The following is a 15,016-nucleotide window of genomic DNA, read 5'->3' as shown; positions in this document are numbered from 1 at the left end:
CCGATCCGGTTGGGTGCTCAAGCCATTGCGTGGCGGTGATTGGCCGAATAATGCCCGGTCAGATGGTGCTCGAGCTGCCGCTCTATGTCGGTCAGCAGGCTTGAAGCACCGAAGCGGAACAGCTCCGGCTCCAGCCATGGCCGGCCAAGCTCTTCCTTCATCAGCACCAGCCAGTCGAGCGAGGCTTTTGCCGTGGAAATGCCGCCGGCCGGCTTGAAGCCGATGAGATAGCCGGTTTCCTCGAAATACGCCCTGATGGCGCGCACCATGGCCAGCCCAACGGGCAGCGTCGCATTGACGCTTTCCTTGCCGGTCGAAGTCTTGATGAAATCGGCGCCCGCCATCATCGCCACCATCGAGGCCAGCATCACATTGCGCAAAGTGGCAAGGTCGCCGGTGCCGAGAATGACCTTCAGATGCGCGTCACCGCAGGCGGCGCGCATCGAGACGATCTCGTTGTAAAGCTCCCGCCATTTGGCGCCGAATACCAGCCCGCGCGGAATGACGACGTCGATCTCGTCGGCGCCATCGCGCACCGAAGCCTCGATTTCCTGCAGGCGGGTCGACAGCGGCGCCAGGCCATGTGGAAAGGCGGTGGAGACGGCGGCGACATGAATGCCGGTGCCGCGCACGGCGTCGACGGCGGTGGCGACGAAGGGATGGTAGACGCAGACCGCGGCCGGCCGGATGGTTTCGCCCGCAATGCCGAGGCCCTCGACGATGTCGCGGCGGAACGGATTGATCGCCTTGGCGCAGAGCCGGCGCACGCGCTCCTCGGTGTCGTTGGAATTCAGCGTCGTCAGATCCATGCAGGCGACGGCGCGCAGCAGCCAGGCCGCCTGGTTGTCGGCCTTGATCGAGCGCCGCTTGGTCAGGCTGGCGACACGGCGCTCCAGCGCCGAGCGGTTGACGCTGCGCACCGATTCCATGAAGCCGAGATCAAGCTTCATGCCGGGATTGCGCGCGATGCGATGGTCCAGCGCTACGGGTGTGTTGGCGGCGGCGCGGGCCGGCAGCGGCGTCACCTTGGACGCGCTGGTGCCAGGCTCGGCTTCGCGGATCGTGTTGCTCATTTCCTGCCCTTTCTCGTTTAGGGCGATACTTACACGATCGTTTCGGTCGAGGCCACAAGCCTGTCCTGTCCGATGCCGGCCTTAAGCGTTGAGGCAGCCTATTCGGCCGCCAGCTTACGCGCGGGCTGGCCGATTTCAGCCTCCATATGCTCGGGTTCACGGTCATCCTGCTCATGCTTTCGGAATGAGGTGAGCCAATGCGAAAGGTCGTCGAGATAGAGATAGATCACCGGCGTGGTGAACAGCGTCAGCGCCTGGCTGACAAGCAGCCCGCCGAACATGGTGTAACCAAGCGGCTGACGGATTTCCGCCCCGGTGCCGTTCTCCAGCATCAGCGGCAGCGCGCCCAGCATGGAGACCATGGTGGTCATCATGATCGGCCGGAAGCGCAGCAGGCAGGCCTGGCGGATTGATTCCAGCGAGCTGAGATGCTGGTCCCGCTCGGCCGCGATGGCGAAGTCGACCATCATGATGCCGTTCTTCTTGACGATGCCGATGAGCAGGATGACGCCGATCAGGCCGATCAGGTTGAACTCCATATGGAAGACGAGCAGCGTGCCCAGCGCGCCAAGCCCGGCGGAGGGCAGAGTGGAGAGAATGGTCAGCGGGTGGACGTAGCTTTCGTAGAGGATGCCGAGGATCAAATAGACCACGACCAGGGCGCCGAGGATAAGCACCGGCACCGAAGACAGCGACTGCTGGAAGGCCTGCGCAGTCCCGGTGTAACTGGTCTCGATGGTCGCCGGCAGCCGCATCTCGGCGGCGGCCCTGTCGATCGCGGCGGTGGCCTGGCCGAGCGCGACGTTGGGCGCCAGGTTGAAGCTGATCGTTACCGAGGGGAACTGGCCTTCGTGGTTGATCACCAGCGGCTGCACCGGCTTGGTCGTCCATTTGGCGATGGCCGAGAGCGGCACCTGCGAACCGGTCGATGTCGTCAGATAGATCTGGTCGAGCGCCTTGAGGTTGCCGCGCAGTGACGGCAGCACTTCCAGGATCACGTCATAGGTCGAAAGCTGCGTGAAGTACTGGGCGATCTGGCGCTGGCCGAAGGCGTCGTTGAGCGTGTTGTCGACATCGTTTGCCGTCAGGCCGTAGCGGGCGGCCTGGTCGCGATCGACCTGCAGCGTCAGCGTCGTGCCGGAACTCATCTGGTCGGTCGAGACGTCCCGCAATTCGGGCAGGCGCTGCAAGGCCGTCAACAGCTTGGGCGCCCAGTCGTCGAGCGTGTCGAGGTCGCTGCTCTCCAGCACGTACTGATATTGCGATGCGGACAGCCTGGCGCCGACGCGCACGTCCTGCGAGGCCTGCATGAACAGGCGCGCGCCCTGGACGACCGAGAGCTTCGGTTGCAATCGCCGGATGATCTGGTCGGCGGAAACGTCGCGCTCGTCGCGCGGCTTCAATTGGATGAACATGCGGCCGGTGTTCTGCGTGTTGCCGCTGCCGCCCGTCGATGCGGCGAAATGCGCCACCGCCGGATCCTTGGAGACGATCCCGGCAAATTGCGCCATGTAGGACTGCATCTGGCCGGTGGAGACATCCTGCCCGGCGATCACCTGGCCGAAAATCAGGCCGGTGTCCTGCTGCGGGAAGAAGCCGCTTGGAACCAGCGTGAAGAAATAGCCTGTCAACCCCACGCAGGTCAGGAACACCAACAGCGTGATGAAACGATGCCCAAGTGCCCGGTCGAGGCCGCGCTCATAGGCGCGCAGCATCCCGTCGAAGACGCTTTCGCTCCACCGGTAGAGCCTGCCGTGATGTTCCTCGTTGGCCGGCTTGATGAAACGCGAGGCCAGCATCGGCGTCAGCGTCAGCGAAACGCAGGCCGAAACCAGAATGGTCATGGCCAGCGTCACAGCGAACTCCTTGAACAGGCGGCCGATAATGCCGCTCATCAAGAGCAGCGGGATCAGCACGGCCACCAGCGAAATCGAGATCGACATGATGGTGAAGCCGATTTCGCTGGCGCCGCGGATCGCGGCATCCATCGGTTTCTCGCCGTGCTCGATGTAGCGGACGATGTTCTCCAGCATGACGATGGCGTCGTCGACGACGAAGCCGATGGAGATCGTCAACGCCATCAGCGACAGATTGTCGATGCTGTAACCCGCGGACCACATCAGGGCGCATGCGCCAAGCAGCGCCAGCGGCACGGTGAAGGCCGGGATTGCGGTTGCCCAGACATTGCGCAGGAACAGGAAGATCACCATCACCACCATCCCGATGGTGAGCATCAGCGTGAATTGCACGTCCGCCACCGAGGCGCGGATGGTCTGCGTCCGGTCGGAAAGCACCTGCAGCTTCAGCGAAGCCGGCATCGAGGCAGTCAGCATCGGCAGCTCCGCCTTGATCTTGTCGACCGTGTCGATGATGTTGGCGCCGGGCTCCTTGAAAATGACGAGGACGACGCCGCGCGTCGTGTCGGTCCAGCCGGCCTGGGTGTAGTCCTGCGCGTCGAGCACGGCCCGGCCGACATCCTTGACCCGCACCGGCGCCCCGTCGCGATAGGCGATGATGGCGTTGTTCCAGTCATCGGCCGCCGTCATCTGGTCATTGGAGAAGATGGTGAAGGAGCGCACTTCACCCTGGATGTTGCCCTTGGGCAGATCCACCGTGCCGATCGAGAGCGGGGTGCGCACCGCTTCCAGCGACAGGCCCCTTGCCGCGAGCTTGGCCGGATCGAGCTGGACACGGATCGACGGTGTCTGCTGGCCGCCGACCAGCACCTGACCGACGCCGTCGACATGGCTGATCACCTGCGCGAGCTTGGTGTAGACGTCGTCGCTCAACGTTGTCAGCGGCAAGTCGGTCGAACTGGCGCCAATCAGCATGATCGGTGAATCGGTCGGATTGACCTCCCTGTAGGTCGGCGGATTGGGAAGGTTCTTCGGCAGCTGTCCGCCGGCGGCGTTGATGGCCGACTGCACCAGTCCGGCGGCCGATGCGATGTCGACGTCGAGAGCGAATTGCAGGGTGACCTGGCTGGAACCCGACAGGCTGCTCGACGTCATTTCGGCAACGCCCGGGATCTGCGCGAACTGCGTCTCAAGCGGCTGGGTCACCGACGACGCGATGGTGATCGGGTCGGCGCCTGGCAAGCTGGTCGACACCTGGATCGTCGGAAAGTCGACATTCGGCATCGCCGCGACCGGCAGGTTGAGATAAGCGACCACGCCGACGAACAGCACGCCGATCATCAGCAGCGACGTGGCTACGGGATAGCGGATGAAAGGCGTGGAAACACCGATGGCTGCCATCAGCTTGCCCCTCCAGCAGCGCCGTTCTGCGCCTGTCCGGCACCGGAAGCCGGCGTCGGATCGACGCTTGCACCGTCAACCACCCGGTATTGGCCGCCAACGACCACACGCTGCCCCTGGCTGAGGCCGTCGGTGATGACCGTTTCGCCGCCGTCCGAAGGACCCGTCTTGACGGTCTGACGACGGACCTTGCCGTCGTCGCCGACGACATAGGCGAAGAGCCCGTCAGGGCCATGCTGGACGGCTTCGTCCGGCACCACGATCGCGCCTGCCATCGTGCCGATATGTATGCGTGTGTTGACGGACAGGCCTGGCCATAACGCATCGTCCTGGTTTGCGAATGTCGCCCTGAGCGAAATCGTGCCGGAAGCCTGGTCGACTGCGTTCTGGACCGCCTCCAGTTTGCCGCTCGCCAGCACGGTCTTCATATCCGCACCCAGCGTGTCGATCGAAACCGGGCCGGCCGCGAAAACCTTGTTGATGGTCGGAACGTTGTCCTGCGGTTCCGTGAACGACACATAGATGGGCTGAAGCTGCACGACCGTGAAAAGCCCGGGGCTTTGACCAATCTGCACGATGTTGCCGGGGTCAATGGTGCGGAAGCTCGTCTTGCCGGTCAGCGGCGCCGTGATGCTGGTGAAATCGAGGTTGAGCTGCGCCGCCTCGATGGCGGCCTTGTCGCCCTCGATCGTGGCCGCGGTGGAGTTGACCACAGCCTGCTGGTTATCGACGTCCTGCTGCGTCTCGAAGGTCTTTTGCAGGAGCGTGGAAAGGCGTTTGAGGACGACCTGCGCATTCTTGAGCGTTGCTTCGTCCTCCGCCTCCTTGGCTTTCGCCTGGTCGAGCACCGCCTGATAGGGGCGGGGGTCGATCACGGCGAGCAGGTCGCCTTGCTTGACCATCTGCCCCTCCTCGACCGGAACCTGCGTGACGACACCGGCGACGCGGCTTGAGATGCTGACATTGTTCAGCGGCGTCACCGTTCCGAGCCCATAGAGGTAAAGCGGGAAATCGGTCTTTTGCACGGTGGCCACGGTGACCGGGACCTTGGGTGCGGGCTGCGACGACTGAGTGGCTGCGCTTGCCACGCCGCCGGCGTGGTTGCGCCATATCCCGTAGCCGCCGCTCAAGACGAGGATTGTGGTCAATAGGACGATACGCCGAGAACGCATGGGTCGGTTTCGCCTGACTTGCTGTGTTGTGGAAATGGTCATGATGCCGTCCACCTGCGGGCAAGAATATCAAGCCTTTTCAGGATGGTTGGGGGTTAGGACCGACCGTGTCGATCACCGGGAGAGTAGTCCCGATGACCCAGCCCTGTCAGGTTACAAGTCGGTCATGTTGCGCCGCAGCATTCAAGGATGCGTGAGGCCGCGTTGAATGCACCATCGCGATAAAGTGACTTCTACGGTCCGCCTGAGCGAGGGTTCGAGAAGTGCCTCAACCGTCCACGGCTATGCCGGCCCGGTCGACGCGGCAGACGTCGTCGGTGCCGTTCCAGGTCAAATCTTGCTTGACCAGAAATCAGATATGGCTGGTACGCGACGGGAGGTGTGCGCTTGCCGTATTCGCGGTTGGGATGGAGTGGCCCGAGCTATTGCAGCAGCCGATCCAGACTTTCAATATTCGCCTGGAAAGGCAGCATGTTCTGGGCAGGAGGCCTCAGCCGACGAAGGCGCGCTCGACGACGAAAGTCGCGGGATGGCTGAGTGAGCCTTCCTGGAAGCCGAGGCTTTCGGCGAGTTCCTTGACGTCCTTGAGCATATGCATCGAGCCGCAGATCATGATGCGGTCGGTCTCGGGATTGAGCTTCTCGATGCCGAGATCGGCGTAGAACTTGCCCGAACCGATCAGCGCCGTGATGCGGCCCATGCAGGCCGACTCTTCGCGGGTGGTCGAATTGTAGAGCTTGACGCGCCCGGCGGTCAGCTCGCCGATCAGCGGGTCGCTCTCCAGCGCCGCCACCAATTCCTGGCCATAGGTCAGCTCGGCATTGTCGCGGCAGGTGTGGGTCAGGATCAGCTGATCGAACTTTTCGTAGGTGTCGGGGTCGCGCAGCAGGCTGGCGAAGGGCGCGATGCCGGTGCCGGTCGAGATCATGAACAGCCGTTTGGCCGGGGTCAGTGCGTCGACCACCAGCGTGCCGGTCGACTTCTGGCGCATGATGACGGTATCGCCGACCTGGATCTTCTGCAATTCCGAGGTCAGAGGACCGTCCGGCACCTTGATCGAAAAGAATTCCAGCTCTTCGTCCCAGGCCGGGCTTGCCACCGAATAGGCGCGGTACACCGGCTTCTCGGCATTGGGCAGGCCGATCATGACGAACTCGCCGGAACGGAAACGCAGCGACTGCGGACGGGTGATGCGGAACGAGAACAGCCGGTCGGTGTAGTGCTTCACCGAGACGACGGTTTCGGCATAAACGTTGGCCGGAATCGGAAACTGCAGCGGGCGGGCGCCGGCGGTGTCGAGAGCGGATGTGGTGTTCATCAAATCCAACCTTCTGGCCCAACCGAGGACGCGGGCGCCAAACCTTCACCTGCGCGCCCGGACCGTTCAGGTCCCGGCGTGCCGTTCGCACACTCCAAAGCGGTAAGCTCTTGTGTCCGGAATTTATTAGTATACAAACGATATTTGCGTCAAGATGCTACCTTAAAACACCTTTCCAAACTGACGCATATCCGTAGTCTCAGCATTTCGGGTTTCGACGATGAAGAGAATTTTCCAGCGCAAGCGCGCGATTCCCTGGGAAATGTCGTTGCCGGCATCGATGTCGGCGGAACCTTCACCGACCTGCTTTTGATCGACGGCAAGGACGGCGGCAAGGTGCATATCGCCAAGACCCCGACCACGGTCGACAACCAGGCGTTCGGGGTGGTTTCGGCACTTGGCGCCACCGGCTTTGCGATCGACGGCATCGACCTCATCGTGCATGGCACGACCACCACCACCAATGCCGTGCTGGAGCGCCGGCTGGCCAGGACCGGCATGATCACCACGCGCGGCTTTCGCGACGTGATCGAGCTTGGCCGGCGCACACGGCCGCAACCCTATGGCATGACCGGCACTTTCGTTCCGATCATCCCACGCAATCTCCGGCTCGAAGTGTCGGAGCGCGTCGAGGCCTCGGGTGCGGTGCGCACGCCGCTCGATGAGGCCGGGATGCGCGAGGCGGTGAAGGCGCTGATCGCGGCCGGCTGCGAATCCCTCGTCATCCATTTCCTGCATTCCTACGCCAACCCTTCGCATGAGCGGCGCGCCGCCGAAATCGCCGCCGAGCTCTGGCCGAACAGCTACATCACATCAGGCCATGCGCTGCTGTCGGAAGCGCGCGAATTCGAGCGCGGCGTCACCGCCTCGGTCAACGCCTCGGTGCAGCCGATCCTCGAACGCTATGTCGAGCGGCTGCGCAAGGAATTGGCCGCCAAAGGCTATGCCCGCGACTTCCTGATCATGAACGGCAATGGCGGCATGATCTCGGCCCGCTTCGTCACACGTGAATCGGCCAAGACCGTGATGTCCGGCCCGGCCTCCGGCGTCATCGCCGCTGCCTACACCGGCAAGCGCGCCGGCTTCGAAAACCTCGTCACCTACGACATGGGCGGCACCTCGACCGACGTGGCGCTGATCCGCAATGCCGAGCCGGCGGTCTCGAACGAGATCGAGATCGAATATGCCATGCCGATCCATGTGCCGATGGTGGCGGTGCACACGGTCGGCGCCGGCGGCGGCTCGATCGCCCGTGTCGATGCGGCCGGACTGATCCAGATCGGCCCGGAAAGTGCCGGCGCCAATCCCGGCCCGATCTGCTACGGGCGCGGCGGCCTGGAGCCGACCATCACCGACGCCAATCTGGTGCTCGGCCGGCTGGCGCCGAAGAAGCTGCTGGCGGTCGAAAACCCCGTCACATCAGAGCGCGTCACCGGAATCTTCGAGGACAAGATCGGTAAGGCGACCGGCCTGTCCGGCGTCGAGGCGGCGGGCGCTGTGCTGCGGCTCGGCAACATGAAGATGGCCGGCGCCATCCGCATGGTGTCGGTGTCGCGCGGCCATGATCCGCGCGATTTTGCGCTATTTGCCTTCGGCGGTGCCGGTCCCCTGCACGCCACAGCGCTGGCGCGTGAGCTAGGCCTGCCGCGTGTGCTGGTGCCGGCACGGCCCGGCATCACCAACGCGCTCGGCTGTGTCGTCGCCGATCTGCGCCATGATTTCGTCAACACCATCAACCAGCCGGTCGCCGTGCTTGATGAAACCCAAATCCACGCAGTATTGGAACGGCATCGAAACGAAGGTGAGGAGCTGATCGGAAAGGAAGCGGTGAAGCCGGAGACGATCCGTGTCACCCACTCCGCCGACATGCAGTTCGTCGGCCAGACGCACATCATCAACGTGCCGCTGCCGTCGTCATCGGTGACCCGCAACGAGCTGCAAGCGCTGTTCGAAAAGGCCTATTTCGCCCGCTTCAAGGTCGAGCTGCCGGAAATCCGCGCCAACCTGGTCAACCTCAACACCTCGGTGACCGGCGTGCGGCCGGCGATCGACCTGTCGCGGCTGATCGACCCGGCCGGGCGCGCCAAGACGCTGGACGAGGCGCGGCGCGAGATCCGGCCGGTCTGGTATGCGGGCCGGTGGCACAACACGCCGGTCTATGCACGCGAAAAACTGCCGCTCGACGCGATCATCGACGGCCCGGCGATCCTCGAACAGATGGACGCCACCACCGTGCTCGAACCCGGCGACCGTGCAAGATCGGACGCCGACGGCAACATCATCATCGACATTGGCGAGGCCTGAGATGCCTGACATTGATATGGCAAAGCTCGACGCCATCACGCTTTCGGTGCTCCAGGCGGCCTTGCAGCAGGTCTGCGACGAGATGGACCTGACCTTTTCGCGCGCTGCTTTCTCGCCTGTGATCGCCGAGGCCAATGACCGTTCCGACGGCATCTACTCGGCCGCCGACGGCTCGCTGATCGCACAAGGCAGCCAGGGCCTGCCGGTGTTCGTCGGCGTCATGCAGTATTCGACCAGGACGGTGATCGAGATGATCGCCGACGGCCGCTGCCTGCCGCCGGAGCCAGGCGACATCTACATCGTCAACGACCCCTATCTCGGCGGCACGCATCTGATGGATGTGCGCTTCGCCATGCCGGTCTACCGGCACGGCAAGATCTTCTGCTGGCTGTCGAACACCGGCCATTGGCCCGATATTGGCGGCTCGGTGCCGGGCGGGTTTTCCGCCTCCGCGACTGCGGTCGAACAGGAAGGCCTGCGGCTGCCGCCGGTAAAACTGTTCAAGAAGGGCGTGCTGGATCCGGAGATCTACGCCATCATCTGTTCGAACATCCGCGTCGCCGACCAGCGCATCGGCGATATCAGGGCCCAGGCCGCGGCGCTACTGATCGGGCAGGACCGGCTCAATGGAATCCTGGATCGTTACGGAGATGAAACGGTCGTCGAGGCGATCGCCGAGCTGCGCCGCCGCGCCGCCGAACAGATGCGCGCCAACATCGCGGCCATTCCCGACGGCACCTATAGCTCCAAGGCCTTTGTCGATTCCGATGGCGTGGTCAACGAGCCGCTGACCATCGCGCTCGCGGTGGAGAAGCAGGGCGATACACTGACCTTCGATTTTACCGGCTCGTCAAAACCCTGCGCCGGACCGATGAACAGCGTGCTGGCAACGACCTTGTCGTCAGTCTACCTCGCCATGCGCCATATTTTCCCGGATGTACCGATCAGCGCCGGCGCCTTCGAGCCGCTGATCGTCAAGCGGCCGGAAGGCACCTTCCTCGACGCGAAATATCCACGTCCTGTCTCGGGTTGTGCGGCCGAAGTCTCGCAGCGCATCGCCGAGGCAGTGTTCGCCGCGATGGTGCAGGCGCTGCCGGACAAGGTGACGGCAGCACCCGCCGGCTCCAGCGGCAATTTCGCGCTCGGCGGCAACGATCCGGCGCGCGGCCGCGACTACGTCATGTACCAGATCTCCGGTGGCGGCTATGGCGGCAATTCGGGCCATGACGGCCTGACCAATGGCTGCTCGACCATCGGCATTTCGAAATCGCCGCCGGTCGAGATCATGGAGCAGGCCTTTCCGGTGCTCTACCGCCACTATGCCTTGCGCGAAGGCTCGGGCGGCGCCGGCAAGCATCGCGGCGGTTTCGGCCTCGCCTACGAGGTCGAAATCCTGCGCGGCGATGCGCGCGCCTCCTTCGTCATGGATCATGGCCGTTTCGGCCCGCAAGGCGCGCTCGGCGGCAGCGACGGGGCGGTGAACACGGTGACTGTCTTCCGCAATGGCGAGGAACATGTACCGCCGCACCTCTCCAAGGAGCAGGACATCCCGCTCAAGGCCGGCGACCGCGTGCGCGTCGGCACGCCGGGCGGCGGCGGCTATGGTGATCCGCGCGAGCGTGACGCCGATCAAGTGCAGCGCGATGTGGCGTTGGGATACTACACGGCGGCGGAGGCCAGCGAAAAGTTTGGCGTTGTCTTGTCCGCGAACGACCTTGCCGTTGATCACAAGGCGACGAACAAACAGCGCGCCGGCTAACCCAAAGCCAGCCGCAGTCACGCGGACAGCCTGCGGCGCCGTGATCGCCGCAGCATATGTCGCTTCCGTCTCCGCCGGGAGCACCAAAGCCCGTAGACTTCGCCAGTCAACGGGGATCTGGAACATGCGTCTTTTCGGCCGTTTCGTGCTTGCCGCTTCCGTCGCTCTTACCCTTGCCACCGGTGCTGCCAGCGCCCAGGACAAGAAACTCAGGATCGGCACGGAGGGCGCCTATCCGCCCTTCAACTATGCCAATGCCGACGGCACACTGGGCGGCTTCGACATCGATCTCGGCAAGGCGCTGTGCACTGAGATGAAGGCCGATTGCGAATTCATCGTGCAGGATTTTGACGGCTCGATCCCGGCACTGCAGGCCGGCAAGTTCGATGCCATCATCAACATCACCATCACGCCCGAACGGGCCGAGAAGGTCGAGTTCACCCACAAATACTACCAGACGCCGCCGGCCATCGCCATGCCGAAGGACTCGACCATCGCTGGCACCTCGCCGGACGATTTGAAGGGCAAGGTGCTGGGCGTGCAGACCGCCACCATCCACCAGAAATTCGCCGAGCAGAAATATTCGGGCTCGACCGTCAAGGCCTATCCGACCGGCGATGACGCCCGTACCGACATGGCCAATGGCCGCCTCGATGCGATGATGGACGGCTCGATCATCCTGACTGAATGGCTGAAGAAGCCCGACGGCGCCTGCTGCAAGTTGCTTGGCACGCTGACCGCCGATCCGGTCATTCACGGCCCCGGCGTCGGCATCGCGCTGCAGAAAGGCAACAAGGAACTGGCCGACAAGTTCAATGCGGCCATAGACACGCTGCGCGCCAACGGAAAATACAAGGAAATCAACGACAAGTATTTTGCCTTCGACGTCTACGGCAACTGAGACCGACAGCAAATGCCTTCCGGCAGCGCCGGTTGGCGCTGCCGTTTTTCATGAGTGATGGAGACCTTCTTGGCTGAGCGGCGTTCCCCCTTTTACAGCAGCATTGTCGGGCTCGGCGCGACCATGGGTCGGGTCGGCGGCGATTTCATCTCGGCCAAATATTACTCCGGCATTGCCGACGAGCACCTGAACACGCGCAAGAATGTCGGCGTCCAGGATCTCAGCACCATGGGCAAGATGGACATCAAGGGGCCGGACGCCGAGGCGCTGGTCAACCACGTCATCGTCAACGATGCCGCGGCGATGAAGCCGGGCCAGGTCCGCTACTCCACCATCTGCCGCGAGGATGGCGGCATCATGGACGACCTCACCGTGTTCCGGCTGGCACCAGAGCACTTCATGCTGGTCACCGGCTCGGTCAACCGGCTGAAGATGCTGCCCTGGCTGCAGCACCATGCCGGAGGGCGAAAAGCCTATGTCACCGATATCACCGCCGCCGTAGCCTTCCCCACCATCCAGGGCCCGCGTTCACGCGACCTGCTGAAGGCGCTGGTCACGGAGGCCGACCTTGATGGTTTGAAACGCTGGGCGTTCACCTCAGGCCGCGTCGGCGAAACAAACGTGCTGATCTCGCGCACAGGCGTGACCGGCGAACTCGGCTTCGAACTCTTCGTGTCGGCCGACGAGGCAGCCTCCGTCTGGGATGCACTGATGCGAGCCGGCAAGGACTTCGGCCAGAAACCCTATGGTGTGCTGGCTATGTTTACGCTCGGCCTGGAAAAGGCCTATCCGGCGCATGGCATCGACATGGACGAGACCCGCACGCCGTTCCATGTCGGCCTCGACCGCTGGATCAAGTTCGACAAGGGCAATTTCATCGGCCGCGAAGCCTTGCTCAAGATCCGCGACAAGGGCCTCGACGAGCGCTGGACCGGCCTGATCCTCGACGGCGACAAACCAGCGGCAACGGATGCGCGTGTGCTGGCCGACGGCGAGGATGCCGGCGTCGTCACCTACAGCGATCACGGTCATTCTCTCGGCAAGGTGCTGGCGACCGCGCATCTGCGGTTGCCTTTCACGGCTGTTGGCACCGAGCTGAGCATCGAGATAGACAGCGTGCCGACCCGCGCGGTGGTGGCGCCGATGCCGTTCTTCGATCCGGAAGGGACGAGATTGCGGGCTTAGCCTGGGTTGGGTCGACGGGCCGGATGCCTTGGCGATTGGCGCAAACGCCCATCGCTTCGTCATCCACGGGCGGAGCAAGGAGCGCAGCGACGCAGCGCAGACCCGAGGATCCATGCCGAGACTCCAACGCGTCACCACGGTCCAGAATTCTGCTCCGCTGCGCTCGTCGGCTCCGGGCGCGGCATGGATCCTCGGGTCTCCGCGACGGAGCTTCGCGGCTGCTCCGCCCGTGGATGACGAAGTTGGGGGAGCCTCGGCTTAGCCGAAATTAGCCGGCTCACCCTCGCCGATCCAGCCGCGCCATGAGGCGATCCCCCGCCCACTGAATGCCACAAACCAGGATGATCAGCACAATCACGACGGCGACCATCACCGACGTCTCGAACCGCTGATAGCCATAGCGGATGGCGAGATCGCCCAAGCCACCGGCACCGATCGCGCCAGCCATGGCCGAGGCGCCGATCAGGGTCACCAGGGTCACCGTGAAGCCGGCGACGATGCCGGGCAGGGCTTCCGGCACCAGCACCTCGCGGATGATCGTCCAGCGGTTGCCGCCCATGGCGCGCGCCGCTTCGATCAGGCCATGGTCGACCTCGCGCAGCGACACTTCGGCGATGCGCGCATAGTAGGGCGTGGCCGCGATCGACAGCGGCACGATGGCCGCCCAGGTGCCGATCGAGGTGCCGACGATCAGCCGTGTCAGCGGGATCAGCGCCACCAGCAGGATGATGAACGGCACCGAGCGGAAGCCGTTGATGATGGCGCCGAGCGCGCGGTTCACCCACAGGTTTTCGGCGATGCCGCCGCGTTCGGTTGATATCAAGGCCAGCCCAAGCGGCAGGCCGAAGACCAGCGAGATCAGGCCGGAGGCGGCCGTCATCAGCACCGTCTCCCAGATCGAACGCAACAGAAGCTCAAACAGGATTGGCGACATGGCCAAGCACCTCCACCCGCGCCTGGCGGGCCTTCAGGAATGTAATCACTTCGGCGAGATGGCTTGCATCGCTGCCGGGAACAGACAGAAAGAGCGTGCCGACGGGCTGCTGCTGGATATGGTCGATGCCGCCATGGACGAGGCGGAAGGCGCCCGGAACGGCCACGGCAAGGTCGGACAGCAGTGGGCCGCTTGCCGCCTCGCCGGCCACGTCCACGCGCAGGATCGTCTCCGCGCCGGAAGCCGGCAGCAGCCGCGCCGCCAGTTCGGCCGGCAGCTGCGGCCGGATGGCGCCGAGCAGGCTTTCGGTGATGTCCGATTGCGGGTCGGCAAACACCGACCAGACCGGCCCTTGCTCGACGATGCGTCCGGCATCGATCACCGCCACCCTGTCGGCGATCGAGCGGATCACCTCCATCTCATGCGTGATCAAAAGGATGGTCAGGCCAAGCTGCCGGTTGATGTCCTTCAGCAAGGCAAGAATGGAGCGCGTCGTCTCCGGGTCGAGTGCCGATGTCGCCTCATCCGACAACAGCAGCGCCGGCCGGGCAGCAAGCGCCCGGGCGATGCCGACGCGCTGCTTCTGGCCGCCGGACAGCGATGCCGGATAGGCTTTTGCTTTCTCCGACAGGCCGACAAGCTCGAGCAACTCTGCCGCCCGCGCCAGCCGCTCCGCCTTCGGACGGCCCTCGATCTTCAGCGGCAGCGCCACATTGTCCTCGATCGTCTTGGCCGACAGTAGGTTGAAGTGCTGGAAAATCATGCCGATGCGCCGCCGCAGCGGCTGCAGGTCACGTTCGCCGAGCCGGCTGATCTCACGGCCCTCGATGAACACCTCGCCGGAATCCGGCCGCTCCAGCCCGTTCAGGCAGCGGATCAGCGTCGACTTGCCGGCGCCGCTGCGGCCGATAATGCCGAGGATCTCGCCCTTGCGCACCGTCAGCGAAATGCCGTCGATGGCCGGAGTGGCACCAAAGCGGCGCTTCAGCTCGACAAGCCGCACCACGTCCTGTGGTGCGTCCGGCCGGGCGTGGGTGGGATCGGCGATCTCCTGGGATGCCGTTATATGCTGGTTCATGCGGTTCCCTGTTCTCGCCATCCGAAAACGCAATT

10 protein-coding genes are annotated in these 15,016 nt (G+C 64.0%); 4 read left to right on the top strand and 6 right to left on the bottom strand.

The window, feature by feature from the left end; translation table 11 throughout:
* Window positions 1–17: 17 nt before the first annotated feature.
* The 4 genes from deoC to AC0V7N_RS04490 all read right to left on the bottom strand — a co-directional run bounded on the left by deoC (window position 18) and on the right by AC0V7N_RS04490 (window position 6,820).
* The gene (deoC, locus tag AC0V7N_RS04505) at window positions 18–1,073 is read right to left on the bottom strand and encodes a deoxyribose-phosphate aldolase (RefSeq protein ID WP_095202953.1); all 1,056 of its coding nucleotides are present in this window, start codon (window positions 1,071–1,073) and stop codon (window positions 18–20) included.
* Window positions 1,074–1,171: 98 nt separating this feature from the next.
* The gene (locus AC0V7N_RS04500) at window positions 1,172–4,330 is read right to left on the bottom strand and encodes an efflux RND transporter permease subunit (protein ID WP_475455082.1); all 3,159 of its coding nucleotides are present in this window, start codon (window positions 4,328–4,330) and stop codon (window positions 1,172–1,174) included.
* Complete coding sequence (locus AC0V7N_RS04495) at window positions 4,330–5,502, bottom strand: efflux RND transporter periplasmic adaptor subunit (RefSeq protein ID WP_475455080.1); 1,173 nt, start codon at window positions 5,500–5,502, stop codon at window positions 4,330–4,332. Before AC0V7N_RS04495 ends, AC0V7N_RS04500 begins: the two co-directional genes overlap by 1 nt.
* A 490-nt stretch (window positions 5,503–5,992) precedes the next feature.
* Entirely contained in the window at window positions 5,993–6,820 is an 828-nt protein-coding gene (locus AC0V7N_RS04490; RefSeq protein ID WP_475455078.1) for a ferredoxin--NADP reductase, read from the bottom strand.
* Between the two features lie 255 nt (window positions 6,821–7,075).
* Between AC0V7N_RS04490 and AC0V7N_RS04485 the strand changes: the two genes are divergently transcribed.
* The 4 genes from AC0V7N_RS04485 to AC0V7N_RS04470 all read left to right on the top strand — a co-directional run bounded on the left by AC0V7N_RS04485 (window position 7,076) and on the right by AC0V7N_RS04470 (window position 12,969).
* On the top strand, window positions 7,076–9,124 hold the full coding sequence (locus tag AC0V7N_RS04485; protein WP_496628002.1) for a hydantoinase/oxoprolinase family protein: 2,049 nt from the start codon (window positions 7,076–7,078) through the stop codon (window positions 9,122–9,124).
* A gap of 16 nt (window positions 9,125–9,140) precedes the next feature.
* Window positions 9,141–10,883 (top strand): hydantoinase B/oxoprolinase family protein, encoded by a 1,743-nt coding sequence (locus AC0V7N_RS04480; protein WP_475460205.1) that lies wholly within the window; start codon window positions 9,141–9,143, stop codon window positions 10,881–10,883.
* Window positions 10,884–11,007: 124 nt separating this feature from the next.
* Window positions 11,008–11,784: an ABC transporter substrate-binding protein gene (locus AC0V7N_RS04475; protein ID WP_475455074.1), complete on the top strand. Its 777-nt coding sequence runs from the start codon at window positions 11,008–11,010 to the stop codon at window positions 11,782–11,784.
* A 69-nt stretch (window positions 11,785–11,853) separates the two neighbouring features.
* On the top strand, window positions 11,854–12,969 hold the full coding sequence (locus AC0V7N_RS04470; protein WP_475455072.1) for an aminomethyl transferase family protein: 1,116 nt from the start codon (window positions 11,854–11,856) through the stop codon (window positions 12,967–12,969).
* Between the two features lie 277 nt (window positions 12,970–13,246).
* On the opposite strand, the gene AC0V7N_RS04465 is transcribed toward AC0V7N_RS04470, so the two are convergent.
* On the bottom strand, window positions 13,247–13,903 hold the full coding sequence (locus AC0V7N_RS04465) for a methionine ABC transporter permease (protein WP_475455070.1): 657 nt from the start codon (window positions 13,901–13,903) through the stop codon (window positions 13,247–13,249).
* A complete protein-coding gene (locus AC0V7N_RS04460) occupies window positions 13,884–14,981 on the bottom strand; it encodes a methionine ABC transporter ATP-binding protein (protein ID WP_475455068.1) in 1,098 nt (365 codons plus the stop codon). The genes AC0V7N_RS04465 and AC0V7N_RS04460 overlap by 20 nt, the downstream gene beginning before the upstream one ends.
* Window positions 14,982–15,016: the final 35 nt, after the last annotated feature.

It is taken from the genome of Mesorhizobium kamtschaticum (genome assembly GCF_056174585.1).
Note: the sequence above shows the minus strand (reverse complement) of the source record. Positions and strands in the feature narration are given on the sequence as shown.

Coding starts and splice junctions, on each gene's coding strand:
- AC0V7N_RS04495 (WP_475455080.1), bottom strand. CDS start 5,502: ATGCGTTCTCGGCGTATCGTCCTATTGACCACAATCCTCGTCTTGAGC.
- deoC (WP_095202953.1), bottom strand. CDS start 1,073: ATGAGCAACACGATCCGCGAAGCCGAGCCTGGCACCAGCGCGTCCAAG.
- AC0V7N_RS04460 (WP_475455068.1), bottom strand. CDS start 14,981: ATGAACCAGCATATAACGGCATCCCAGGAGATCGCCGATCCCACCCAC.
- AC0V7N_RS04465 (WP_475455070.1), bottom strand. CDS start 13,903: ATGTCGCCAATCCTGTTTGAGCTTCTGTTGCGTTCGATCTGGGAGACG.
- AC0V7N_RS04480 (WP_475460205.1), top strand. CDS start 9,141: ATGGCAAAGCTCGACGCCATCACGCTTTCGGTGCTCCAGGCGGCCTTG.
- AC0V7N_RS04475 (WP_475455074.1), top strand. CDS start 11,008: ATGCGTCTTTTCGGCCGTTTCGTGCTTGCCGCTTCCGTCGCTCTTACC.
- AC0V7N_RS04500 (WP_475455082.1), bottom strand. CDS start 4,330: ATGGCAGCCATCGGTGTTTCCACGCCTTTCATCCGCTATCCCGTAGCC.
- AC0V7N_RS04490 (WP_475455078.1), bottom strand. CDS start 6,820: ATGAACACCACATCCGCTCTCGACACCGCCGGCGCCCGCCCGCTGCAG.